Origin of the sequence: Fusobacterium sp. (genome assembly GCF_030528405.1) — a bacterium.
Lineage (GTDB): Bacteria > Fusobacteriota > Fusobacteriia > Fusobacteriales > Fusobacteriaceae > Fusobacterium.
Map to the genome: position 1 here is coordinate 1 of NZ_JAUMYY010000023.1, position 26,665 is coordinate 26,665.

Sequence of the window (26,665 nt, forward strand, 5' to 3'; positions counted from 1 at the left end):
CTTTATCAAGTATTTGTCCTGTTGAGTGTATTCTTTGTTGAATATTTGCATATTGGTGACCCATCATTTCATCAAAAGCTTGAGTTAGCAATGCCTGTTCATTTTTTCCTATTAAGTTTAATTTATTAAATAATTTTTTCTCTCTTGAACCTAGTTCATTTTTATCATATCTTTGTTCTAAGCCATCTGTAAAGTTCCATGCATTTTCTGTTTTATCAACAAAGTCCGTATAAGGAATTTTTGCTAAAATTGCTTCTTCAGGCATACCACTTCTTCCTTCTATTGGTTGTACTGTCCAAGTAAGAGAGCCAGATATTGTACTTAAAACTTTCTTCGTAGAACTATTAGTAGAATCTAAATATGGCTTAATAAAAGGTGTTATTATATCTCTACCTATTTTTATTGCTCTAGCATTAGAAATTTCAGCTGCTTCAGAACCTATTATTAAATCATTATCGATGTTAGGATTGAAGCCATCTACCCAATTTATAGGATTTGTTCTTCCTAATGTATCAATATATATGCCAACATTTGAAAAAACAAAGTTTTTATTTTCTGGTTTTGGTCCTGGTCTTAAATCATGTATAGGAACAATTTTTCCATCTATAGTTACAACACCTGATGTTGAAATTTCTGTACTTCCTGTTAATATAGGGTTAGAAGCTCCATTCGTTTCATCTAAATATGCTTTTGCTCCATTTGAAGCTATAACACCAGCAGCAGCTAAGTCTGCTTCTGTGATAGCATTAGCAAACTCATTTCTTCCTTCTTTATTTCTTATCCCTACTGAACCTGCTCCAGAAATTTTAATTGTTCCATAATTTTTAATAACAGCATCTCTTATATATATTCCATAGGAATTACTTGCATCTATATCAACAGTTCCTTTATTTTCAAAAGTTGCTCCATTCATAACAGCAACACCATAAAGAGCTTCTTTATTGACATCTCCGTTATAGTTTCCAGATTTTATAATTCCAGTATTTAGTCCATAAGCACCGTCTGTTAAATACATTCCGTAAGCACCTTTTAATTCTCCAGCAGATACCATTGCTATTGTTCCATGATTTTCAGCTCTTGAACCTGCTCCTTCAGCAAACATTCCTATGCCATAATTTCCTGTTACTTCAATAGTAGCTCCACTTTTATTTACAACCTTTCCACCATTTTGAGCAGCCATAGCTATAGCAAAATAATTATTTTTAATATCAGAACTTCCTACAATTATTTTCGAATTATTTTCAACTTCTCCATTAGTAAGAGCAAAAGCACCAATATTCCCAAATCCATTTTTTAGATTTAATAAGCCAAAATTTTTAATTATTGCATTATTATTTGCAAAAAGTGCAGTATTTTTAGAAGATGTTGTATTAACAGTTGTTGAAGAATTAACTTCTCCAGAAGCTCCACTTTTGTATAAATAAACACTTCCTGAATTCATTGTAAACTTTGAATTTAAGTTACTTGTATATTTATTTGTTCCATTATCAAGGATAACAAAACCATAAGAATTGTCTTTTATCTTTATATCCCTTGAATTGTTAATTATTTCTACACCGTTATTAGCATAAGCAACAGTGGCATTATTATCTACTTCTATAGTACTATTAGCATCAAGATTTAATCTCCCTTGTTTTTTATAAATAGCTAGAGCTCCATCTTTTAACTTTATATGCCCATTTATTAGATTTACATCTCTTGCAACATCTGAATAAATAGCTACAGTATTTTTTCCTCCTAAAATAGAAGCTTTATGTTCTACTTCTCCAAATTTTGTATAAATTCCTATACTTGGATCATTTATACTTTCTGAATCCCCTAAAGTAATTTCTCCTGAATTAGAAATTTTAACATAATTTCTTCCTTTATTTGAAGCATACAGGCTATTGACAGCATAATTATGAATACCTATTGACTTATCTCCCAATAGCTTTATATTTTTTGAATTTATTATATCTGAGTCTGTGTAGACAGCCTTAGCTGTTGCTTTATTTATTGATTCTATGCTTCCACCTACAGCTTCTATTTCTGTACCTTCAGCAAAGATACCAACTCCGTTATTGGCTATAGTAATTTTAGAACCATTATCCATTATCTTTGCAGCTCCACTTCTATAGATAGCCTTTGAGTAAACAGCTACTCCACCAGCACTTGAAGAAACATCTATTGAAGACTTATTACCTAAAGTTATTTTAGATGCTTTAGTAGCAGTAACTGAAACTTTTCCATCAGCACTTTCTTTTAAATCTAAAGCTAAAATTCCTATTGCTGAGTCCTTTGTTGCAGTCGAATTTATACTTCCATTATTAACTATTTCTATAAAGCCTTCTCCTGTTTTTGGCTGAACTAATGATGGAACATTTGTCACTCCTAGATAATTTATTCCTGCTATTCCTACTCCTGCATTACCTACAGTTATTTTTCCAGTTAAATTATTAGTCGCAATACCACCATTTGTAGTTATTATTGCAGTCGAACCATCTCCAATAGTTTTTATAATATTATTATTTTCTATTTTAGAAAATTCTCCAACTATTCCTACCATCTCTGTTCCAGTTAAATCTATTGTTCCATTATTTGTAAGAACCACATCATCTCTTGTTACCCCAGGCTTAGTATTCTTTTGTGCTATTGCTGATTTTGATCTCTTAGCTAAGTTAGAAGGTGAAGTTATTTTTCCTGAACCAGAAATAGTTTTTCCATTTTCTAATGTAACACTTGATGATGAAAATTCTGAAATTAGATACTTATCTGTTGGTTCATTTAGATCAACATCTGTATCAACAATTAAAGGTAATCTATATGCTTTATAAGGTGTATAATTTCCTGAACCATTTATTATAATTCCTGTTGTCGAAGTACTATTTGAAAGATTTGATAGTAATTCTCCTCCACTTGTACCACCATTTCCTTCTGCAACTATAAGAGTTGAATTATCGGCTAAATTTACTGTCAATTGCCCTGTTGATGAACTAGAACGAATACTATTTAATGGACTTCCAATAGGATTTTTCACATAAAATGCCGTACCTCCAGAGGCAATATTAGCTGTGGCATCTCCTGTAAGATGTAATTTAGAATTTTCAGCTCCATAAAATAAAAGATTATCATCACTTATATCTAAATTAGTTCCGTTTAATTCTATATTTGAACCGCCATTTGCATATAGTGCTACTGAACCTTTTCCACTTACAGAAACTTGACCAGCTCCTAATTTTGTTTCTGCTAAGTCTGCTCCATTTTTAGAAGCATATACAGCTATAGCACCTTCTCCACTAGCATTTAGTTTTCCTCCAGCACTTAGTTCATATTTACCGCCATTATTATATATGGCAACTGATTCATTTCCATTTACACTTATATTTCCAGAACTAAGCCCTTCGCTTACTCTATTTATATTTCTTCCATTTATAACAAGTCCTAAAGATGAAGGGGAATTTGTTATAGTTATATCTCCTATTACTTCAGCCTTACCACCACTATATGCCATAAGTCCTATTAAATTTTGCCCACCAGCAGCAAATGTAATATTTCCAGTATTTTTCACTTTTGGAACTACTGTGTCATTAGGATTTTTAGCTCCATTTGCAAGCATAACGATGTTATATTTCTTATCAGCAACACTTGCATTTCCAGAATTAACTTCCTCTGCACCTGTAAGATTTTTTTCTAAATTAATTCCATATCTATCTGTTCTAAATAAAACTCCTCCATTGGCTGTAGAAGAAAAATTTATAGACTTTATATGTGTATCTTTTATATTAAAATCATTTTCTGCAAGTGTCTTTGTAGCTTGAGAATAGTTTCCGTACATGTAGTCAAAATTTCTTAAAAATCCTATGTTTTCTGTTCCATCAACTAATATATTTAAATTATAAATATTTCCTATTAAATCCTTTTCTGTTCTACCTGTATTATCAAGGTTTGCTTTGTCAACAGTTTTTCCACCTAAACCAGTTCCATTTGCACCTTTTCCTGTCTGATAATTATAGACACTCATTGTTCCTTTTCCAACATTATATACTTGTCCATTATATTGACCAGTAATAATAGTTTGCTTATATTCAGAATAAGTATCATTGTTTTCATTTGTCCCTGTTCCAGAACCACCAATTTTTTTAGAAACAGAAATTCCAACATTATGATCTCCTGTTAAAGTTACTGTTCCATTCTCACCATCTATAATTGTCTCATCATAATAAATTCCTTCACTATCTACTGTTTTACCTATTCTTCCACCGTTAAATATGTTAGGTACTCTTATACCGTAACTTCCTCTGACTGTTGCTAAATTACCAGGATCTATACTTGAAACATTTATATTTCCAGTATTCATATAAATTCTAAGTGAACCTTTATTACCCCAAGCTTTTTGCTTTTCTATGTTAATTGCACTATTATTTATTTTACCTGCATCTGGCTCAAAACTAAATTCCGAAAAATCTATGCCAATACTTTCCACACTTTTTACATTTATTGTACCCTTATTATTCATTTCTGAAGCCCAAGGTCTAAAAGTAATATCTGAATAACGAGTATGCAAGACTGAATTACCTGTCACAGGTTGATATTGACCATAATCTTCAATCATAGCTGCAAAACCAATTAAGAAAGAGCCTAAAGTGTCATCTTTAGGATTTACAGCTGGTTTAGCTGCTTCTCTTTCTAATGTTATAACACCATTATTAGTAAATATTGACTCCTTTGCACTAGCAGCTTGTTGTTCCACAGCCACTGTCATATGTGTCCAATTTTTATATAGTGGTTTGGTTAGAGTATCAAAAGCAGATCTTCCATATATTTTTAAATTGCCATTAAAATTTGCTACCATCGGATCATAAAAGGAAAAAACATGTGTTCCATTTACACTTATAAATCTTACTGTATTAGAAAGATTTTTGTTTCTTCTAATTGGATCAGAAGTAGTATTTTTTAATGTCCAGTCTCCACTTATATCAGATGTCGAAGTAGTATTTCCAGGTCTTATCTCGTTACCTTGTTGATATTGTGTAAAACTGAAAACTGCTTGTGGTGAAGATGGATTCCCTGTTCTATAATGATTAGCATTTTTATATTGATTATAAACTCCAGTGGAATTAGTTATAATACTTCCTGCTCTTGCATCAGTATAATTAGCTATACTTGGATCTGGATTTGATTGATCAAAACTCCAAGTACCAGCAATTGTACCTTCACCCGTTGTACTTCTTCCCTGATTATCTTTTCTACCAATGTATGTAAAAGGATTATCAACTGAAAATCCATTATCTAAAATAGTTACAGTAGTCCCTGAAGCATTCGCATTTCCACTTGCATTATTAATAATAACATTAGGTTCCATATAAAATGAAACTCCTTGCATATCCTGAGCAAATCCTGTTGCAACTTGATCTAATGCAGGTGGATTAAACACATTAGGTTCCACTGAAGATAATTCTCTAGGATTAAATCCACTTGTAGCAACATCAGGTATAGTAAATTTTATGTTTGGAACAATTTCCATTGGATTTATATTTAAGTTTGGTAAGGGCGGAGTTTTTATATTTATAACAGGTTCAATAACAAAAGGAGTTCCTCTATCAGGAATTTTCTTTGTTCTAACTAAACCATAATTATATCCATCCCTATTATTAGTTAATGAAGATTTTAGATTGTTTCTTTTTACAATTCTTTCATAAGTTTTACTTTCTGGTGAAACATTTCTTTCCCACCATTCTCCTCTAGTAAAAATTCCCTCATAAGGATATTTCTTAGCCTTATCTCCTTCACCTCTAAAACTGCCTCCCCAATTGTCATAAAAATAGTTTATTCCAAATTGCCATGAAGCCCATGGTGATTTTACAACTTGATTCCCTTGTTCTATAAGTTGTATTAATTCTAAATTAGCTCCTTTTAACTTCTTTTCATTTTCTAGCTTTATATTATTCAAAACTTCACTTAATTTCTCTGTAGAGCTAACTATTTCCTGTTTGTTTACTTTTAAACTTACTTCTTCAGAAAATGCATTCACTCCTAGCATAGCAAAAGTTAAAACTAAACTAATTGAATATGATATAGTTTTATATCTTCTAGCCAGCGCTTTTATATTTTTTTTAGCATAATCAAAATGTTTATTGTTCATACTTCCCCCCTATCTGTACTTGCATTATTTGCTTTAATATAAATATGACAATTTTAATATTTATTTTAATATAACATATTTTTCACAAAAAGTATACAATATTTTATTATTTTTTTAAATATAACATTTAAGTAAAAAATTTGATTATAGTTCAAATATAAACAATTTCTCCTTACCTATTATTAATTAATAAAATCATTTTAAAAACATTGCTTTATTCTATTTTTTTGGTTAAAATATACAATGTGTAATATTAAGTTAAGCTAGGTGAAACAAAATGTTCAAAAAATTTCGGATCAAAATTGATGATGACACAACTAAAATATTTAAAATTTTAAAAGAAAAATCTAAGGCTTATATTGTTGGTGGCTATATAAGAGATAAACTTCTTGAACTTCAGCCTAAAGATTGTGACTTTTCTACTAATTTATCATTGTTAGAAATCTTAGATTTGTTTTCTGATAAGAAGCTGTTTTCAACAAGAGTAGTATCTGAAAAACTGAATATAGTTGAAATTAAATTTAACAATAAAAAATTTGAAATAGCTAGGCTCAGAGAAGATTTAGAATATTATGGTAAGCGTAAAGATTTTTCCTTTAATTTTATTGATAATATAGAAATGGATTTGCTGCGTAGAGATTTTACTATCAATTCTCTTGCCTATGATGGCGAAAATTTAATTTTTGCAGACCCTAAATCTCTTATTGATATAAATGAAAGAAAAATTCGCTTTATGGGAGAAGCAAAAAAAAGAATTTTAGAAGATCCTTTTAGAATGCTGCGTATGTTCAGATTTTTTTCCGAAAAATCTCTATTAAAAATTGATGAACAAGCTTTAGAGGCTACAAAAAATTCAAAAGATATGATATGGAACTTAAGTACAGAGATGTTAAGAGAAGAATTTATAAAAATAGTAAAAGGTAGAAACTACTTAATGACATTTAAATATATAAATGATATAGATTTTTTCAATCAAAAATTTTATTTATCTTCTTATCAAGAAAAGTATGAGAATAGAATCAAAGAATTATTTAAAAATTCTAATTTTAAACTTTTAGAAGAATTAAATTTTTCTAAAAAAACTATAGAAAAAATTAAAAATTATAATTAATTATGGGGGAGTGTAGAAAATGAATATGAAAAATCCAAGTGAACTTATGGATTACTTACTAAGTGTTTGTACTGAAAAAGGAAATAAGTGTATTTATAAACTTGGCTTATTAGGATTTTTAGCTGGAATATTTATAGCTTTTGGTGCAGTTGGAAGTATTGTCGCCTCATCAAGCCTTGTTAAAACAAATGCAGGCTTGGCAAAATTTGTAGCAGGTGCTGTATTTCCTGTGGGCTTGATTATGGTTGTCTTGCTGGGAGTTGAGCTCTTTACAAGTAACTGTATGTTAGCAGTAGCAGTTATAAATAAAAATATTACAATAAGGCAATTGTTAAAAAACTGGCTTATTGTATATATTTTTAATTTTCTTGGAGGAGTTTTCATTGCTTATATTACAATAGAAACTCATAATTTTAATGAAGATTCTCTTTTATATCTTGAGAAACTAGCTCTATACAAAGTCAGTGCTCCAGCATATAGTTTATTCTTAAAAGGAATACTTTGTAATGTCTTAGTTTGTGGAGCTGTCCTTTTAACATACTGTGCAAAGGATGTCATAGGAAAAATTTTTGCAGCTTGGTTTCCTATAATGCTCTTTATAATTTTAGGCTATGATCACTGTGTTGCAAATATGCTCTATCTAAGTGCTGCTAAAATGGCTGGAATAGCAATTACCTACTCAGATATAGCTTATAATTTATTTTTTGCAACAACAGGAAATATAGTCGGAGGAGCATTTTTTATAGCTCTACCACTTTATTTAACGCATCATAATAAAAAAAGCTGTGGATTAACAATTTGTGAATAAGAAATTAAAGAAGCTACTGCAGTTCTATCTGTAATAGCTTCTTTTTTAATATCTAGTCTGTTTTAAATTTCCACTCTGGATAAGCACCTGAAATAGAATGTCCTGCATTATATTTTTTAGCAATATCTATAATTTTATTTAATAAACTCTGAAGTTCTGAAGGTTCTGAACTTCTTATAGAAACTAAGATAGTTATCTCATTATCAGTAATTTTGACTATGGCTAAATTATCTGAACTTTCTACTATACTTGGGTATTCTTTAAGCCAAGTATTAACTCCTGTTGGTATATTCTCTATAAGGGCAAGATAATTATTAAAATTTTATCAGAAAAAGCTAAACTCTCTTCTTCAATTTCAAAACAAGAAAATTTTATTCCTTCCTTTAAAAGCTTATACTTGTCTTCTAGATTCTTAAAAGTTTTTTTCAATTTTCTCCCTCTATAAATTCAATATATATTTGATTATATCTATATCTTTTTGATAAATTGCATGCCTTAATTTTAAAGTATTAAGTAAAGATATTGCATTGTCTTTCAAAGATATACTTTGATTATATACAGGTGGTAGAGAATAGTTTTGTGCGATTTGATTTATTTTTTCCTTTAAAAATTTAAAGTGAAAATCTCTTATATGATTTATTAAATCAAAGTTACTTGGATTTAAGTTTGTTTCAGGAAAAAAATTTTTATAAAAATTGAAAGCATCTACTCTAGGATCACCTTCTCCTTTATAGCAAACAACAATATCATTATTTATCTTTTCAAAATATATTCCATATTTTTGTGCTATAACTTGAAATTCAACAAAAGATAGACATTTTCCTGATGTATATTTAGTTATAAATTCACTATTATTCATAAAAAATCCCCCTTAGATCTTTTATTTAAATTCTATATGCTTTTAGGATTAAAGTCAATCAATTCTAAATGTAATTTTATTTCCCATTCAAAAATTTGTGCTTTTTAAATAATTTATCTTAATTAGTCATTTTTATTTTTTTATAAATTTTTATATTTTAAAAAATAATATTTTATATATACATATTAAAAAGGTTGCTCAATTTAATAGCAACTAAAAAGAGTTGCTTTTTTTAAAATCCTATGTTAAACTGAATCAAGAGGTGATTAACTTGAAAAAATACACTGTTTTAATGATAGACTTAAAGAAATCTAAAGCATATTCTTTAAAAGATAGAAATTTTTTGCAAAATCAAATAATGGATATTATAAAAGCTCTAAATGATATATTCCATACTTCAACTGAAAAAAAGGTTGAGTTTAGTGCTGGTGATGAAATTCAAGGACTTTTTTCTTCTTCAGCAGCTGCTTATTTATATTTAAGAATTTTTTCCATGCTTATTTTCCCTGTAAAAATTCATGCAGGAATAGGAGTGGGAGAATGGACTGTTGTAATGAACAATGCCAGTACAACAGCTCAAGACGGTTCTGCATATCATAATGCTAGAGAAGCTATAAATTCTGCAAGAAATTCGTTGGAATATTCAAGATTATTTTTTTCAAAAGCTAAGGATGATTTTATTATTAATTCTCTATTAGCTGCAGAACTTTTAGTTTCCAGTAAACAAAGTGTCTATCAAAATGAATTAATGCTAGTATCAGAAATTCTCTACCCACTTACAAAAGAAAATATTATTGATAGTAAAAAAATACCTAACCTTTTAAAATTTATCAATCATGAAAATCTTTTACACCTTCAAAAAAATATAAAAAATAAATTTTTATCAAAACCTATTGAGATCGATAATGAAGAATTTTTTATAACAATAGGCAAAAAAAGAGGACTTTCTACTCAACTTTCAGAATATTTAGGTATAAGCAGGCAGAGTGTTGAAAAAACTATAAAGACTGCTAGTATCTATGAACTTAGAAATATGGCAGTTACTATTTTAAAAACTATGAAAATTTAATTGAAAGGAGCTTAACCATGACTTTTTTTCTTCTTTTAGCGTTTCATCTTTTTGCAGCTTTTCTGTTCCAATCTTCCTTTTTTTCTGAAAAAAGAAAGAAAGAAGGAAAAATTTTGTTGCTACATTGCCTGATTTATTTTTTTATAATTTGCCTAGCTTTTCTATTGATTTTTGATTTTAAACATATTTTTATAGCCATTTTTATTATTTCATTTTTCTATATGTTAGCTCTCTATATCAAAAATAAGATAGAACTAAAATTTCATAAACCTAGAGCTCTTCTTTTTATTTTCATATTTCATCAAGTCTTAAATATAACTACCTTATTCGCTATCTATCATTATTTTAAATTGAGTGAACATTTGAATACTTTTTATGGCTGTTGTCAAGAATATGAATACTTTAATACATTAGTTATATATTTTTTATTGTTCACTCTCCTATCTGAACCAGCAGCTACTCTGACAAAAAAAGTACTAGCCTTAATTTCAAATAAAAGATTTGAAAGATCAAATATCTTTGAGCTAAAAGCAGGAGCTATGATAGGAAAATTAGAAAGAATGATAGTAGCTATTTTGGTTCTCAATAACCAATATGGTGCAATAGGGCTGGTTATGACTGCAAAAAGTATAGCTCGTTTTAAACAGATGGAAAACAAAAACTTTGCAGAAAAATATCTTGTTGGTACCCTAACAAGTTTATTTATTGCATTAATTATTTCTATGATTTTGAAAAAATATATATGATTTAACAAAAATTCATTACAAATTAAAATATAGTTTCCTTGACTTTTTATATTGATAATATTATAATTATAGAGTTAGGGAGGCTTCAGTCTCCTATCTTTTATTTAAAACTGGATTTTTTACCTACTGCTGGAAGCTAAACAGCAGAAAAAAAGGATGTGATATAATGAAACCAATAGTTGCTATAGTTGGAAGACCAAATGTTGGAAAGTCAACTTTATTTAATAATTTAATTGGAGATAAGCTTGCCATAGTCGATGATATGCCAGGAGTGACAAGAGATAGATTATATAGAGATACTGAATGGAGTGGTGCAGAGTTTGTAATTGTTGATACAGGAGGTTTAGAACCCAGAAATAATGATTTTATGATGACAAAAATAAGAGAGCAAGCCGAAGTTGCAATGAACGAAGCAGATGTTATTCTATTTGTTGTAGATGGAAAGGGAGGATTAAACCCCTTAGATGAAGAAATTGCTTATATTTTAAGAAAGAAAAACAAACCTGTTATTTTATGTGTTAATAAAATAGATAATTTCAATGAACAACAAGATGACATCTATGATTTTTATGGCTTGGGTTTTGAATATTTAGTTCCCATATCTGGTGCACACAAGGTAAATCTAGGGGATATGCTGGATATAGTCGTTGATATTATAGGTCGCTTAGATTTTCCCGAAGAAGCTGAAGATGTTTTGAAATTAGCTATAATTGGAAAACCAAACGCTGGAAAATCTTCCTTAGTTAATAAACTTTCAGGAGAAGAAAGAGCTATAGTTAGTGATATTGCAGGTACAACAAGAGATGCAATTGACACTTTAATAACATATAAAGACAATAAATATATGATAATTGATACAGCTGGAATCAGGAGAAAATCTAAAATTGAAGAAAGCTTAGAATATTATTCTGTTTTAAGAGCATTAAAAAGTATTAAAAGAGCTGATGTATGTATACTTATGCTAGATGCAAAAGAGGGATTGACAGAGCAAGATAAGAGAATTGCAGGAATCGCAGCAGAGGAGTTAAAACCTATTATTATAGTCATGAATAAATGGGATTTAGTTGATAAAAATACTCATACTATGAAAAAAGTTCGGGAAGAACTTTATGCAGAGCTTCCATTCTTATCTTATGCACCCATAGAATTTGTATCAGCACTGACAGGGCAGAGGACAACTAATCTTTTAGAAATCTCAGATAAAATTTATGAAGAATACACTAAAAGAATCTCTACTGGACTTTTAAATACTGTTTTAAAAGATGCTATTTTAATGAATACTCCTCCTACTAGAAAGGGAAGAGTTGTAAAAATTAACTATGCCACTCAAGTTTCTGTTGCTCCACCAAAATTTGTTTTATTCTGTAATTATCCTGAACTTATTCATTTTTCTTATGCCAGATATATAGAGAACAAATTTAGGGAAGCCTTTGGTTTTGATGGTACACCTATAATGATAAGTTTTGAAAAGAAAAATTCAGAAGATTAAAATATAAAGGCTGTTGTATTTTTTGTAAAAGTTTTCTATAAAAACTAGAACTCAAAATTTACAACAGCTTTTTCTCATTTTTCATATTGACTTATGAATTTTTTTTAGCTTTTAATATTTCTTTTATTATCATTGAAGCTGCTATAGTTCCATCACTCGTAGCAGTTGTTATCTGCCTCACTTCTTTTTCTCTTATATCTCCAATAGCATACATCTTGTCAGTTCTTATCTTCATATTCTCATCCGTTTCTATATAACCCCTTGCAGAAATAGCTGCAAATTCTCCATATAACTCTAAATTATTTTTTGTTCCTAAATATAAGAAAACAAAGTCTGTTTTTATTTCTTTTGTTTCTCCATTAATGTCTAGATTTAAACTCTCCACAAAGTCACTACCTTTTATTTCTAAAAGTTTAACCTTTGTTTTTATGCTAACATTTTCTTTAGATTCTATAACTTCTTTAAGCTCAGCATTACAATCTAAATCATCGGCGGTTACAAAGATATTCACTTTAGTTGCATACTTAGTTAAAAAAAGTGCCTCTTCTATAAGCTCATCTCCCTTTCCTACAAGTGAAACTACTTTTCCTCTTGTAAAAGCTCCATCACAGGTTGCACAGTAAGATACACCAGCTCCTAAAAATTTTGACTCTCCCTTTACCTTCTTTGCTCCTATTTTCCCCAAACCAGTCGCAATTACTATATATTTCGTTCTAAAATTTCCAGCATCTGTCTTTACAACTTTTATTTCCTCATAGGGATCAAAACCTAAAACAGTTGCAGATTTAAATTCACAACCAAAATCTTTTGCTTGAATTTTCATAGCATCATAAATTTCTTTTCCAGTACTTCCTGCCTTATATCCTGGATAGTTATCTACCTGATGAGTCATTATCATACTTCCTATGCCATCTTTTTCTAAAATAAGAGTTGATAAATTTCCTCTGCTTGCATAGATTCCAGCTGTAAGACCTGCAGGACCTGCACCAACTATTACCACATCATAAATTTTATCTTGATTTATCATCATCTTCCTCCATTAGTTTATTTTATATTAACACTCCTATATATTTTAAAAATTCTCTTTCTTCACCTATTGTTGTTTCATCACTATGACCACTATATACAACTGTTTCAGAAGGTAATTTAGAAAGCTTGTATAAACTGTTAAACAAACTGTTCATATCACCAGTTGGAAGATCATATCTACCATAACTTCTTCTAAACATAGTATCTCCCGAGATTAAAATATTTTCTGGCTCATAGTAAAAACATTTTGAACCTATCGTGTGCCCTGGAGTATCAATAGTTTTAAAAACTCCGACCATATCTCCTTCAGAAACTTCTATCAAATTGCCTGAAAAAATAAAGTCATTTCCAAAAATATTTCTTGAAAGGCTCAAATTGGAATTATATAAAAAATCCTTTTCTTCTTTTCCAATATAAACCTTAGCCTCAGGATAAGTTTGAGCTAAAAGATTTAACCCTTCTATATGGTCTCCATGTCCATGAGTCAATACTATATATCTTAAGCTTAAGTTATTATCTCTTATAAAATTATTTAGTTTTTCTATATTTTTCCCACCACAATCAAAGAAATATGCATCCTTTGTTTTTTCATCATATGCTAAATAACAATTCGTATACATTGCTCCTAAAGGAAAGCATTTTACCCTCATAATATTCCTCCATATTTTTAATATTTCTTATATTATAACAAATAGAACTAAAGCAGTCTACTTTTAAATTTTATTTTTCTCAATTTTTTAGAGAAAAAATTTTCCTTAGTTTTTTTTGACAAAAAATAAATAGGTGATATAATTGTGTGGAAATTTATCTGGTAAAGGAGTTTTTCATGAAAGATAAAAAAAATATAGCCAAACAAATCAATAAAGAAGTTTTAGTAACTGTAGCCTTATACTTATTATATTTCTTATGGTGGTATTATTTCGCATATATATTCCCGCCTAAAAATACTGAAGATTACAAATATATTCTAGGAATGCCTGAATGGTTTTTTTATTCATGTGTACTTGGACTGGTTTTAATAAATTTTTTAGTTTTTTTAGCTACTAAGTTTTTATTTAAAGATATAGACTTTGAACAATTTGAAAAAAACAAAAAAGATTAATAAGGGGGAAAAATGAATAAAATTCTAATAATTTTACCAATTATTTTATATCTGCTTTTAACCCTTTATATAGCTTACAGGGTTAATAAAATTAAGCAAAATTCTTCTAATTTTACAGAAGAATACTATATAGGAAATAGATCTATGGGAGGCTTTGTACTTGCAATGACTATAATTGCTACTTATATTGGAGCAAGTTCCTTTATTGGTGGTCCAGGAGTTGCTTATAAACTTGGACTGGGCTGGGTGTTACTCGCATGCATACAAGTTCCTACTGCTTTTTTTACTCTTGGAATACTTGGGAAAAAAATGTCTATAATTTCAAGAAAAATAAATGCTGTAACTATATTTGATCTTTTAAAAAAGAGATATGATAATGATGCAGTAAATATCTTATCTTCTATTATGCTTTTAATATTTTTTATAGGTGCTGTTGTTGCTCAATTTGTCGGAGGAGCAAGACTCTTTGAAGCTGTTACAGGTCTTTCTTATGTTTATGGGTTAATAATATTTTCAATGGTTGTTATTATATACACAACACTTGGAGGTTTCAGAGCCGTAACTTTAACAGATGCTATTCAAGCTACTGTTATGTTCATAGCAACTTTTATATTATTTTTTGTAATTTTAAAAAAAGGAAATGGCATGGAAAATATCATGCTAAGCATAAAAAATATAGATCCTAATCTTTTAAGACCAGATTCTGGAGGTAATATAGCTAAACCTTTTATAATGTCATTTTGGATTTTAGTTGGAATTGGAATATTAGGTCTACCAGCAACTACTGTTAGGTGTATGGCATTTAAAGATTCTAAAGCTATGCACAATGCTATGATTATAGGAACTTCTCTGGTTGGTATCTTAGTTTTAGGTATGCATCTAGTTGGAGTGATGGCTAAAGCTGTAGAACCAAATTTAGATATAGCTGATAAAATAATTCCTATATTGGCTCTTAAAAATTTATATCCTATACTGGCGGGAGTCTTTATAGGTGGACCTCTTGCAGCAATAATGTCTACTGTGGATTCTCTTTTAATAATGGCTTCTTCAACCATTATAAAAGACCTCTATATAAGTTATTTTGATAAGAAAGCTAGTGAAGAAAAAGTAAAAAAAATATCTATGTTTACTTCATTTTTTATTGGAATTTTAGTATTTTTGCTTTCACTTAAACAATTGAGTCTAATAGTTTGGATAAATTTATTTGCCTTAGCTGGTCAGGAAATTATATTCTTTTGTCCTTTAATTTTAGGACTTTATTGGAAGAAAGCAAACTCCATTGGAGCTATAGCTTCTATGGTTTTTGGTATTACTACCTATCTCTATATAGAAATATTTAAAGTTTCTGTTTTTGGTTTACACAATGTTGTTCCTTCTTTAGCTATTTCTCTTATAGCGTTTATAGTAGGTTCTTTGCTTGGAAAAAAACCTTCGGATGATATTATAGAAACATTTTTTGAATATTAAAAATAATTTTAAAAAATAAAAAGCTATTGTAATTAAGAAATTTTATAATTACAATAGCTTTTTAATATATTTTATATTACTCCAGCTTTTTTAAGTTCCTCTTCAAATATGTCAATCAAACGGTTAAATTCTTTAGCAACTGCATCGAAGCTTTCTTTCTGTGATAAATCTACTCCTGCTAATTTTAATTGTTCCATAGGATGATTGTTACCACCAGATTTTAACAATGTTAAATATCTCTCTCTAGCTTCCTCTGATATTTTAGGGTTTTTTAAATCTGAATACAGTTTAGCTGAGGCTGCAAATGATGTGGAGTATTGATATACATAAAATGGAGAATTAAAGAAATGAGGTATTCTTGCCCAAATTATTTTTTGTAGCTCATCTATTAGTACTGTATCCCCAAAATATTTTTTAAATAAATCCTCCATTAAATCTGATAATATATCTGCTGTAATTGCCCTGTCTTCTTCTACTAATTTATGAGCTTCATACTCATATGTTGCAAATAAAGTTTGTATAAAGAAAGTTCCGACAATATTGCTAAGCGCCTGCTCTAAAAGCGCTATTTTTTCTAAGGCATCATTTGAGTTTTCTAACATATAATCAAGCAATAACCTCTCATTGAAAGTAGATGCCACTTCAGCTACAAATATTGTATAATCTGCTATAGGATAAGGTTGATTTTCACTTGAGAGAATGCTATGCATTGTATGCCCAAGTTCATGAGCTAAAGTAAATACATCATCCATCGTTTCTTGATAGTTTAAAAGCATATAAGGATGGACATCATAGATATTTACAGAATAAGCTCCACTTCTCTTATTTGGAGTTTCAAATACATCTAACCATCCTTCAGATATTGCTTTTTTCATTTTCTCCTGATATTCATCTCCCAAAGGTTTTACAGAGTTTAAAACTATTTCTTTTGCCTTATCATACTCAAAAACCTTATCATAATCTATAATATTTATACTATTATCATAGTAATGATATTCTTTTAATTTTAAAGCTTTTTTCCTCAATTCCATATATCTTCTAAGAGGTGCTGAATTTTCTATAGTTGATTCCATAAGTGATAAGAAAACTTCCCTTGGTACATTTTTATTTTCCAATGCTTTATCTAAGGAAGATTTATAGTTTCTTGCCCTTGTTGTTGCAACATTTCTCTGTACTATTGCTCTATATATAGCAGCAAAAGTATTTTTTGAATTGTTATAGCTATTGTACAGCGCTTCAAAAGCTAGTCTTCTATCTTCTTGATTTCTATTGGTTGATAAAATTTTAGAGTAAAGTCCATTAGTTACTTCCACCTCTTCTCCAGTTGAAAGCTTAACCTTATTCCACTTTATATCTGATATAGATAGCTCTCCATATATATCTGATGATGAAGCCATAAATTGTGAATAATATGAAAGTAATTTTTCTTTCCCTTCATCAAGCAAATGACTTTTCAACCTATAAAGTTCCATAAGAGGAAATTCTCTTACTTTTAACTCTGGATTTTTTTCTATCCATTCTTTCATAGTTTCTATTGGTATTTCTAAAATTTCTGGATCTAACCAAGCTATTTCAACAGCAAATTTCCCAAATAACATCTCTATTTCCTGCATTTTTATAGATGCAGTTTCATCTGTTGAGTCTAAATCTTTTAACATATATGGGTATAGATACAACTTATCAATTATTCTTGAAATTTTTTCAGTTAAATTATTTAATTCTACAAATTTCTCTGAGCTATCTTTTATTTGTCCCTTATATTTAGGAACTTCTTTCATAAGCTCCTCTACTTTTTTTAAATCTAGCTGCCATTCATTCCAAGACTTATAAATATCTTCTAAATTCCATTTATATTTTTTATCTATTAAATTTCTATCTTTCACTATATTACTTCCTTCTATTTCTTCAATTTTAAAACTTTTATTTTCAAATTCATTTTTCACATTTTTTTCTTTATTTTTATTACAAGCTATTAAGAACAATATACAAGCAAAAAAACTTACTAAAAGATTTTTCATACAAAAATTTTCTCCTTTTACTCTGGGTATTTTAAATTTTCTTCTTTTATATCAAATAGAGTTTCTTTTAAATATTTTTCTGCTTCATATCTTGCCATAGGTAAATTCTGATCCAAATAATTTCCGCACTCTATCTCAGAAGCTCCAGGAATTTTATCCTCAAATACAGATATATATTCGAACATTTCTTTAATAAGCTCTAAAAGCTCACTTGATTCCAATTTACCTTTTATTATCGCATAAAAACCAGTTCTACAACCCATAGGTCCAAAATATATTATTTCATTCTTCCAAACTTTATGATTTCTTAAAAATGTAGCTCCTAAGTGTTCTATTGTATGCATTTCTGCAATATTCATAACAGGCTCTCTATTAGGCAATTTCATTCTTATATCAAAAGTTGTTAAATAGTTCCCATTTATTTCATCTATTCTTGAAACAAAAATTCCTCTACTTAATTTCTGATGATCCACTTGAAAGCTAGCAATTTTTTCCATATTTTCCCTCCATATATCTATACATCTTCAGGTAAAACCTTATGAAGAACTATTCCAACAAGAGCTGCTATAGCAAGCCCTGAAACAGATATTGCTCTATATATTGCTATATTATCTATAGCAATTCCTAATACAAATATCAGTGATGCAATTACAAGATTTCTTGAATGAGTGAAATCAAGTTTTGCTTCAACTATTGTTCTGGCTCCAACTGCTGCTATCATACCAAATAAAATTATAGAAACTCCTCCCATAACTGGAGTAGGAATTGTTTGTAAAATTACTCCAAATTTTCCTATAAACCCAAGTACTATAGCTATTAATGCCGCTAACCTCAAAACTGAGGGATCATATACTTTTGTAACTGCTAATACTCCTGTATTCTCTCCATAAGTTGTATTTGCAGGTCCCCCTATCAAGCCAGCTACCATTGTTGCCAAACCATCTCCCAGTAAAGTTCTATGAACTCCTGGATTTTTAAAGAAATCTTTTCCAACCACTGCTCCATTTGTAGTTATATCACCAATGTGCTCTATAAAAACTACCAAAGCAATGGGAGCTATTGCAACAATTCCAGTAAAAGTAAACTCAGGCATTACCATTAAAGAAGACAGTGCATCCTGAGGTAAGCCTATCCAATTTGCCTCTGCTACCTTTGTAAATTCTACATGACCTAACATAATAGAAAGTACATAACCTACCATAACTGAAATTAGAATTGGCACCAATCTAAAAAAAGATTTTTTTAATATGCTTATAAAAACCATAGTAAGAACTACCACTGAAGAAATTATAAGTCCATCTCTATCAAAACTTCCATTAGAATAGCCTGCCATATTTAATGCTACTGGGCTAAGCCTTAAACCTATAACCATAATTATAGGACCTACTACAACTGGTGGAAAAAATGATTTTACTCTGTCCACACCAAATTTTAAAACTATCCCTGCCATTGTCATATAAACTACACCTGCAGCTATTATTCCTCCTTTTAAAACTCCTATACCATACGACTGTAACACCAATGAAGTTGCACCTATGAAGGCAAAAGAAGAACCTAAAAAAACAGGTACTATACCCTTAGTAACACTGTGAAATATAAGAGTTCCTAATCCTGCTGCTATAAGAGCTATTGAAGGATTTAAACCAGTTAAGAATGGCACCAATACAGTTGCCCCAAACATCGCAAGTACATGTTGAATTCCCAATACAAATTTAACTTTTAAATTTAATTTTTCCATTTTTTTCCTTTCCTTTTTATGTAAAAATATTTTTGATTTTAAATAAGAATAAAACTTATAACTAGTTATACTGTCATAGAAAACTCAAAAATTTTATTCCTAGAGCTTTTAAGTTTGTTTTATAAAAAACGAGTTTTTTTATTTTTGCTTTTTTAAATACTTAAAAAAAAGATAGATCTCTCTATCTTTCTTATATTACTTTTTTAATTTTTCAAAAAACTTAGCTGTGTCTATTATAAATCTAGTATGAGTTCCTTCACCAACTAGTACATCTCCTTCTTCTTCATAGACAGCGACATCAAAAACCAATCTCTTTCTATCAATTTCTTTTAATGTAGAAACCACTTTCATCTTTGTTCCAACTAAGCTTCCCTTAAGATGCCTTATATTTACTTCTGTTCCGACTGTTGTCAATCCTTCTTCTAATTCTTTTTGTACTAATTGTAAAGATGCTTCCTCCATCCAAGCAATCATAATAGGAGTTGCAAAAACTTCAACAGCTCCAGATGCAGCTCTTGCTGCAGTATCTTTTTCTGTAACAGGTCTTTTTATTTCATAACTCATTCCTACTTCTAGCATAAAATCCCTCCTTAATATTTTGTTTCCTCAATATTTCGTCTTTACAATTTTATATTAAACGATAAAATAAGTCAATTTTATTTTTATAAATTTTACTTAATTCTTAGTAGCTTTTTTAACTTTTATTTCATATCATTCTATTCTTTAGAACTGCTAAAAGTTTTCCACTTTTAAAGCTAATTTCTGCTAGATCTTGAGCTATTATATTGCTCATACATCTACTATCTCCTCGCAAGAGTTTTAAATCTTGTATTTCATATTTAAAGCCTTTCAAAGTTAATTTTTCTACACTATCCGAGTAAATTATAAAAGATATCTCTCTATCTTTTAAATCTTTAAAAACTTCTTTTCCTTCTATAGAAAATAGTTTGTTTTCCTCTGTTAAAAAACATAAGTTCTGATATTTAAAGCATAGATTGATATTAGTAAGTTCATGAGCTATATCTCCACCTAAGCCTGCTATACAATAAATTTTTTTATATTTTTTTTCGAACAGATATTCCAACAAAAGTTCTGAATCTGTTTTATCTTTCTCTTTTGAAAATTTTTTTATAATTACAGACCCAGTTTCGTAGTATTTTAAGACCTCATCCTTTATTGAATCCATGTCTCCCCAAATTTCTAAGGGATTAAGCTCAAGTAGGTAAGATATATTTGCTCCTCCATCTGCACAAAAAATATCTCCCCTATTCTTCTCTATAAAATTCTTATAAAAACTTTTTTCTCCTAACAATTCAGCATTTAAAAAAATATATGCTATTTTCATTAATCATCATCCTTAGATATATCAACAACTATAAATACTGGAATGTGATCTGAAATTTTTTCTCTCATTGTTTTATAATCTCCCTCTGTAAAGTCAAGAGCTCCACTTACTCCTGTAAATTCATTTGTATATTTTGTACTCAAAAACATATTGTCATATGAATTTGCTCTTCCTCTAGGGCTTAAAGTTGTTTTTATTGATGGCTCTATTGCATATGTTATATTATCTTCATGCTTTAAAAGAGGTTTAAACGATTCATCCAATGCATAAAGATTAAAATCTCCCGCTATTATAATATCCTGTTCTTTTTTATCTTTAGCTTGGAAATAATCATAGACTTTTACCATTTTTAGATTTTCAGCCTTTCTTTGAGATTCTCCATCTCCATAGATTGTGTGAACCAAAACTAGTGTAAAATCAAATTTTCCTATTCTAAAGCTAGCTCCATATGGTTCTCTTAAAAGAGTACTTTTACCATCCTTATAAAAACCCTCAGACCTTAAAAATTTAACCCTATCTTTTTTATAAACATAGGCAAAAAATTCCTTATGTTTATTTGAACCAACTCCAAATTTTGAAATATGATAATCCCATTTATCTCTAGTTTGTCTATTAAGCTCATCAACTAATTCCTCTACTCCACTTTTATTTATTACTTCTACTAAACCAACTATATCAAATACAGATATGATTTGTGCCGTTTTTACAATGTCTTTCTCCTTACTATCCCCTAATCTCAATACATTAAAACTTGCAATATAAGCCTCTTCTGTAAAACTAACTAAGGAAAATATAAAAAATAGTGTGACTAGAAATATTTTTTTCATTTTTCTTCTATATAATAAATTATTTATTACATAGCCTCCTCTCTTAAAAATATTTAATATTTTTAATTTTAACATTTAATTAAGAATAATTCTATAAAAAATCTAAATTTACACCTTTTTTGTATACTATTTTTTTATTATATGATATAATAAATTCTAATATGATAAATTATTGGAGGTGAATCTAAGATGATTGCTGCTTTTTTTGATATAGATGGTACTATATATAGGAATGCACTTCTTATAGAACACTTTAAAAAAATGATAAAATATGAATTATTTGACGACATCTATTATAAATTGGAAGTTGAGAAAGCGTATCATCTTTGGGATACCAGAAAGGGGGATTATGACAACTATCTTTTAGATCTGATTGAACTTTATAAGAAAGCTCTAAATGGTTTACCTGTTCAATATAATGACTTCATATCTGATCAAGTTGTTTCTTTAAAAGGAAATAGAGTCTATGCTTACACTAGAGAAATGATAAAATTTCATCAAGAAGCTGGTCATAAAATTATATTTATTTCAGGAAGTCCATTATTTCTAGTATCAAGGATGGCAAACAAATTTGGCGCTGATGACTATTGTGGTTCAATTTATGAAATTAATAAGCAAGATAAAAAATTTTCTGGCAAGATAATAAAACCAATGTGGGACTCAGTACATAAAAAGGAAGCTATAGATAATTTTATAAAATTCTATAACATAGATATGAATAAGAGCTTTGCATACGGTGATACTAATGGTGATTTCTCAATGCTTTCGTCTGTTGGAAATCCAAGGGCTATAAATCCAAGTAGAGAACTTTTAAAGAAAATTAAAAATTCTGATAGCTTAAGAAAAAAAATTGAGATTATTGTTGAACGAAAAGATGTTATTTATAAAATTAAGCCAGATGTAGAAACTATAGAATTTTAAAAAAAAGATTTACAACTTATATAAAAAATTAGTATAATATATAACAATGTTAATATACTTTGATAAAGGGTGAAAAATATGAAAATTAAGAATGAAGTTAGATATGCTTTACAAATAATATATTATCTTACTCTCCATAGAGATAAAGATATAATTTCTTCTAATGAAATTTCAATAGAAGAAAAAATTCCAAGACTTTTTTGTCTGCGTATAATAAAAAAATTAGAGAAAGCTGGTATTGTTAAAATTTATAGAGGAGCTAAGGGAGGTTATTCTTTAGCAAGGGATCCTAAAAGGCTTACTTTTAGAGATATCATAGAAATTATTGATGATGATATTGTTCTACAACCATGTATAGATAGCGAAACTATATGTTCAACTAGAGGGATTGATTGTAGTATCAGAAAATCTCTAACATATATTCAAGACGAACTACTAAATGATTTTGATAAGATTAACTTCTATGACCTAGTCAAGAATAAAGGTATAGATCTGTAATTTATACTTGAAAAATTTGTCTTAAAGTGGTAAAATATACCATATAAATCAAAATTAAATTTTTATAATTGAAAAGGAGTGATATAAATGGCTAAATTAACAGACGCTATGAAAGAAATAATTACTACACAACTTGGTTGGATTGCTACAGTAAAGGAAGATGGTACTCCTAATATAGGACCAAAAAGATCTTGCCGTATTTATGATGATGAAACATTAATATTCAATGAAAATACTGGCGGAGAAATAATGAAAAATATTAAAAGGGGTTCTAAAGTTGCTATTGGTTATGCTAATTGGGAAAAATTAGATGGGTATAGATTTACTGGAACTGCTGAAGTTCATACAGAAGGAAAATATTATGATGAAGCTGTTGAATGGGCAAAAGGAAAAATGGGAGTGCCTAAAGCTGCTGTTATTTTTCACATTGAAGAAATTTATACTTTAAGATCTGGAGCTACTGCTGGAACTAAAATTACTGAATAATACTAAATAAATAATTAAAAAGCTGTTGTATTTGAAAAAATAAACTGCATCCCCAATCTTGTGTCCAAGATTTTGGGTGCAGTTCAAAATATAGTATACAACAGCTTATTTTTTTATCTTTCAATCTCAGTTCCGTAATACATACCCAACCAACCTTTTTTCAAATTTACTCTCAATTCATTTCTATCTTTTATTTGTTCAAATAAATCCTTATCCAATAAAAATCTCTTATTTTCTCCATCTACATCTAAAGTTATGCGAAAGAAGTTCAAAGCGATTTTTTTACCTGGATTTTTTAAATATGATTGAGCTATATTTTCTATCTTCACTATTCTGTATAATCTATTTTGAGAATTTGAACTCATCCTATTTATAAAAAACTTTAATCTTATATAGATATATTTAGCAAAGAAGTCTCCTATCCAAATTCCTATACAAAGAGAAATAAGTCCTGCTGTAAGCAAAAATCTTTGCATTTTCATTGAATCTATTCCTGCCTTTTCATTTATATATATCCTCAAGAAAATAATTATTACAAAAAGCAGCCAAAATATTACTCTAGTTCTAAAATAAATACTATCCTCAAACATTTTAACACCTACTGTTGAAAAATATATCATCAGTGAAAGTAAAATAAGTGGTGAATAGTATATATTTTTAAAATATGAAAACAAAATAGCAAAAATTAAAGAAACTAATGATACTATTCTAACAATTTTTTCAGAAAAATTAGCCATCAATCTATCTCCCCTCTATTTTTTTCATAATTTTCTCTTTCAATTTTTGAAAAAATACAACCACAGTAATCCTGCCTATACATATCAAGTTCCTTCGATATCTGTATAGATCTCAAATATCTATTTTTTTTCTTAAAATCTGCATATAAAAAAGCTATTTCATATTGTTTGGAGTATTTCTCTCCTATTTCATTTATATAATTTACATTTTTCATAGGGCTGATACTTAAAACTGTTGTAAAAAAATCATAGCCTTCCTCCTTTGCTTTTTTAGCAGTTGCTCCTATTCGTATATCATAGCAGGAATAGCATCTCTTTCCACCTTCTTTTTCATTTTCCAAACCTTTTATTTTTTCAAAAAAATCATCTTTTGGATTGTATTCTCCCTCTATAACATTCATATCATATTCCAATCTCTTGATCATCTCTTTTTGTTCAGCTATCCTATGATAATATTCATAGCTTATTGTAATATTCGGGTTATAAAAATAAATATCTATTTTAAAAAAATTATTTAAATATTCTAAAACTGCTGAACTACAAGGACCACAGCAAGAATGAATAAGCAAAGTCTTTTTCTTTCCAAATTCTTTAAGCTCTTTTATTATATCCTCCATTTTTAAATCATAGTTTGTTTTCATTTTAAATTTACCCCATTATATTTCTATTATTTTTTCTGCCATTTCCCTAAAAGTATTATCATGTGTTACTATTATGCTTTGATCTAAATTATTAAGTATTTCACCTATATACTCAGCCAATAATTTTTTCCTCTCCTTATCTAAATTATTGGTAGGCTCATCCAAAATAATAAATCTCGAATTTGAAAAATATTCTGTCATAGTTTCTCTTAAAGAAATTGCAACTGCTACCTGTTCACCACCTGATAGATTTTCAAAAGCTATTTTTTTATCCTTGCTAAGTAAGTAAACTGCATATTTATTTTCTTTCTCTTTACCATTTTCCAAATATAGCTCATTTGTCCATAAAATTTTCTCTGTCCTACCTGTTATTTTATTAAAATTTAAACTAGCTGCTAAACTGATACTTTCTAGCATATATTTTGAAATTTTAAGCCCCATCCCTTTTATATTAATCCTTATATTTTTAGTCTTATAGAGCTTGGTTTCAAGTTTTTTTATTCTTTTTAATAAATCTTCTAACTTCTTTTTTTGCAATTTTGTTCTAACTAAGTCCATATTTGTATTTTCAATTTTTTCCCTAATTACACCTAATTTTTCACTTAACTCAACTATTTTAGAATTAGTATTCTCAAATTTTACCTTTAATTCAAATAAATTTATCTTTTCCAGAATTTTTTTTGTGAATGTCATCTTCTCTAAATAAGTTGATACAAGTTCTCTCAATTTATAAATATTTTTTATCAGAAGCTCAATATCCTGACTTATACCTTGAACCGTATTAGAAATATTTATATTCTCAAGATAGACATTATGAGCTTGCTGTAATTTTTTTTCCTTTTCTTCAAGTTCAGTTATTATCTCTTCTATATTTGAAATTTTAGAATTAATCCCCTCATTAATTGCAGCTTTATTTTTTGTTATTTCCTCTTCATTTTTTTGGTTTATTTTAATTATATTTACTTCTTCTCCCTTTAAAGAAAAAATTTTAGTGGAAATATTTTTTAGATTTCTATTTTTATCATCCAAATTTAAAAATGATATACCAGCTATTGTTTTCTCTATTTCTTCTCTTAAAAATTTTTTACTTTCTATTTTCGAGTCAAATAAAATTCTTTCAATAGAAAATTTTTCCTTTTCAAGTTCAAAGTTCATCTCCCTCAATGTAAGTTTTGCTTCTTCTATATTTTTCTCTATTTTTTTGATTTCTGTTTCTAAAAAATTAGATTTTAAAATATCTTCGTTTAAATCTTTTTCTTGCAAACTTTTATTTTCTAACTCACTCAAAAAGACTTTTAGATTTTTTACCTCCAAATTTGAAGTATAAATTTTTTCTGAAAAATACAAATCTATATTTTTTTCTCCGATATTTTCACAATTTTCTCCCAATAGTGGACAAAGTTTAGTCGATAACTTTTCTTTTGCATCTTCTAGAGCCTTTATTCTTTCTTCAACTACTAAAATATTCTTTCGAGTTTCTAAAACTTTCTTCTTTATATGTTCCAAATCTTCTAATTTTTTATAGATATTTTCTTTAGAAAATTTTAAGTTTTCTTCTTTTTTTAAATTGAGATCAACAATATTTTTCTCTAATTGCTTATTTAAAGAATACTTATTTTTCTCTAAGTCATTTATTTTTTTTTTCAATATTTT

The 26,665-nt window shown here is 28.6% G+C and carries 23 protein-coding genes and 2 pseudogenes; 11 read left to right on the top strand and 14 right to left on the bottom strand.

Translation table 11 applies throughout. The features are described from left to right. Positions 1-6,121: autotransporter-associated N-terminal domain-containing protein (locus Q4A58_RS05095; protein WP_303117103.1), on the bottom strand; the 6,121-nt coding region annotated here is incomplete at its 3' end. A gap of 277 nt (positions 6,122-6,398) precedes the next feature. Between Q4A58_RS05095 and Q4A58_RS05100 the strand changes: the two genes are divergently transcribed. Both Q4A58_RS05100 and Q4A58_RS05105 read left to right on the top strand, forming a co-directional pair. After that, positions 6,399-7,232 carry a hypothetical protein gene (locus Q4A58_RS05100; protein WP_303117104.1) on the top strand — a complete coding sequence of 278 codons (834 nt, stop codon included), beginning with the start codon at positions 6,399-6,401 and terminating at the stop codon, positions 7,230-7,232. Between the two features lie 19 nt (positions 7,233-7,251). Then, a complete protein-coding gene (locus Q4A58_RS05105) occupies positions 7,252-8,040 on the top strand; it encodes a formate/nitrite transporter family protein (RefSeq protein WP_303117106.1) in 789 nt (262 codons plus the stop codon). A 294-nt stretch (positions 8,041-8,334) separates the two neighbouring features. On the opposite strand, the gene Q4A58_RS05110 is transcribed toward Q4A58_RS05105, so the two are convergent. Continuing rightward, entirely contained in the window at positions 8,335-8,469 is a 135-nt protein-coding gene (locus Q4A58_RS05110; protein ID WP_303117108.1) for a hypothetical protein, read from the bottom strand. A gap of 10 nt (positions 8,470-8,479) precedes the next feature. Then, positions 8,480-8,899 carry a hypothetical protein gene (locus Q4A58_RS05115; protein ID WP_303117110.1) on the bottom strand — a complete coding sequence of 140 codons (420 nt, stop codon included), beginning with the start codon at positions 8,897-8,899 and terminating at the stop codon, positions 8,480-8,482. Between the two features lie 271 nt (positions 8,900-9,170). Between Q4A58_RS05115 and Q4A58_RS05120 the strand changes: the two genes are divergently transcribed. The 4 genes and pseudogenes from Q4A58_RS05120 (at position 9,171) to der (ending at position 12,203) form a co-directional block, all read left to right on the top strand. Continuing rightward, a complete protein-coding gene (locus tag Q4A58_RS05120) occupies positions 9,171-9,968 on the top strand; it encodes a SatD family protein (RefSeq protein ID WP_303117113.1) in 798 nt (265 codons plus the stop codon). Positions 9,969-9,985: 17 nt separating this feature from the next. Beyond that, positions 9,986-10,321, top strand: a pseudogene (locus Q4A58_RS08085) (DUF3307 domain-containing protein); the annotation flags it as partial. A 9-nt stretch (positions 10,322-10,330) separates the two neighbouring features. Continuing rightward, on the top strand, positions 10,331-10,714 hold the full coding sequence (locus Q4A58_RS05125; protein WP_303117115.1) for a hypothetical protein: 384 nt from the start codon (positions 10,331-10,333) through the stop codon (positions 10,712-10,714). A gap of 166 nt (positions 10,715-10,880) precedes the next feature. Further along, a complete protein-coding gene (der, locus tag Q4A58_RS05130; RefSeq protein WP_303117118.1) occupies positions 10,881-12,203 on the top strand; it encodes a ribosome biogenesis GTPase Der in 1,323 nt (440 codons plus the stop codon). A gap of 91 nt (positions 12,204-12,294) precedes the next feature. Here the strand turns inward: der and Q4A58_RS05135 are convergent, their stop codons facing one another. Then, positions 12,295-13,230, bottom strand: coding sequence for an NAD(P)/FAD-dependent oxidoreductase (locus tag Q4A58_RS05135; RefSeq protein WP_303117120.1), 936 nt, complete (start codon positions 13,228-13,230; stop codon positions 12,295-12,297). Positions 13,231-13,252: 22 nt separating this feature from the next. Then, positions 13,253-13,882: an MBL fold metallo-hydrolase gene (locus Q4A58_RS05140; RefSeq protein WP_303117121.1), complete on the bottom strand. Its 630-nt coding sequence runs from the start codon at positions 13,880-13,882 to the stop codon at positions 13,253-13,255. 176 nt (positions 13,883-14,058) lie between these two features. On the opposite strand from Q4A58_RS05140, the gene Q4A58_RS05145 reads away from it, so the two are divergent. Then, positions 14,059-14,334, top strand: a complete 276-nt coding sequence (locus Q4A58_RS05145; protein WP_303117123.1) for a YhdT family protein — start codon at positions 14,059-14,061, stop codon at positions 14,332-14,334. A 12-nt stretch (positions 14,335-14,346) separates the two neighbouring features. Beyond that, the gene (gene panF, locus Q4A58_RS05150; protein WP_303117125.1) at positions 14,347-15,801 is read left to right on the top strand and encodes a sodium/pantothenate symporter; all 1,455 of its coding nucleotides are present in this window, start codon (positions 14,347-14,349) and stop codon (positions 15,799-15,801) included. Positions 15,802-15,872: 71 nt separating this feature from the next. On the opposite strand, the gene pepF is transcribed toward panF, so the two are convergent. The 6 genes from pepF to Q4A58_RS05180 form a co-directional block, all read right to left on the bottom strand. Next, positions 15,873-17,684, bottom strand: coding sequence for an oligoendopeptidase F (gene pepF, locus Q4A58_RS05155; RefSeq protein ID WP_303117147.1), 1,812 nt, complete (start codon positions 17,682-17,684; stop codon positions 15,873-15,875). A 152-nt stretch (positions 17,685-17,836) separates the two neighbouring features. After that, on the bottom strand, positions 17,837-18,316 hold the full coding sequence (locus tag Q4A58_RS05160; protein WP_303117128.1) for an S-ribosylhomocysteine lyase: 480 nt from the start codon (positions 18,314-18,316) through the stop codon (positions 17,837-17,839). A gap of 17 nt (positions 18,317-18,333) precedes the next feature. Continuing rightward, positions 18,334-19,557, bottom strand: coding sequence for a uracil-xanthine permease family protein (locus Q4A58_RS05165; protein ID WP_303117131.1), 1,224 nt, complete (start codon positions 19,555-19,557; stop codon positions 18,334-18,336). Between the two features lie 195 nt (positions 19,558-19,752). Then, on the bottom strand, positions 19,753-20,136 hold the full coding sequence (locus tag Q4A58_RS05170) for a thioesterase family protein (RefSeq protein ID WP_303117133.1): 384 nt from the start codon (positions 20,134-20,136) through the stop codon (positions 19,753-19,755). A gap of 127 nt (positions 20,137-20,263) precedes the next feature. After that, positions 20,264-20,902 (bottom strand): thiamine diphosphokinase, encoded by a 639-nt coding sequence (locus Q4A58_RS05175; protein ID WP_303117135.1) that lies wholly within the window; start codon positions 20,900-20,902, stop codon positions 20,264-20,266. Next, positions 20,902-21,729, bottom strand: coding sequence for an endonuclease/exonuclease/phosphatase family protein (locus Q4A58_RS05180; protein ID WP_303117137.1), 828 nt, complete (start codon positions 21,727-21,729; stop codon positions 20,902-20,904). The genes Q4A58_RS05175 and Q4A58_RS05180 overlap by 1 nt, the downstream gene beginning before the upstream one ends. Before the next feature lie 189 nt (positions 21,730-21,918). On the opposite strand from Q4A58_RS05180, the gene Q4A58_RS05185 reads away from it, so the two are divergent. From Q4A58_RS05185 to Q4A58_RS05195, 3 genes are all read left to right on the top strand, one after another. After that, positions 21,919-22,650, top strand: coding sequence for an HAD family phosphatase (locus tag Q4A58_RS05185; protein WP_303117138.1), 732 nt, complete (start codon positions 21,919-21,921; stop codon positions 22,648-22,650). 78 nt (positions 22,651-22,728) lie between these two features. Beyond that, a complete protein-coding gene (locus tag Q4A58_RS05190) occupies positions 22,729-23,148 on the top strand; it encodes an Rrf2 family transcriptional regulator (protein ID WP_303117140.1) in 420 nt (139 codons plus the stop codon). Between the two features lie 87 nt (positions 23,149-23,235). Then, entirely contained in the window at positions 23,236-23,634 is a 399-nt protein-coding gene (locus Q4A58_RS05195; protein ID WP_303117141.1) for a pyridoxamine 5'-phosphate oxidase family protein, read from the top strand. A gap of 113 nt (positions 23,635-23,747) precedes the next feature. Here Q4A58_RS05195 and Q4A58_RS05200 read toward each other — a convergent pair whose 3' ends face one another. The 3 genes and pseudogenes from Q4A58_RS05200 to Q4A58_RS05210 all read right to left on the bottom strand — a co-directional run. Then, on the bottom strand, positions 23,748-24,371 hold the full coding sequence (locus Q4A58_RS05200; protein WP_303117143.1) for a hypothetical protein: 624 nt from the start codon (positions 24,369-24,371) through the stop codon (positions 23,748-23,750). After that, positions 24,371-25,012, bottom strand: coding sequence for an epoxyqueuosine reductase QueH (locus Q4A58_RS05205; RefSeq protein ID WP_303117145.1), 642 nt, complete (start codon positions 25,010-25,012; stop codon positions 24,371-24,373). Before Q4A58_RS05205 ends, Q4A58_RS05200 begins: the two co-directional genes overlap by 1 nt. 15 nt (positions 25,013-25,027) lie before the next feature. Continuing rightward, positions 25,028-26,665, bottom strand: a pseudogene (locus Q4A58_RS05210) (SMC family ATPase); the annotation flags it as partial.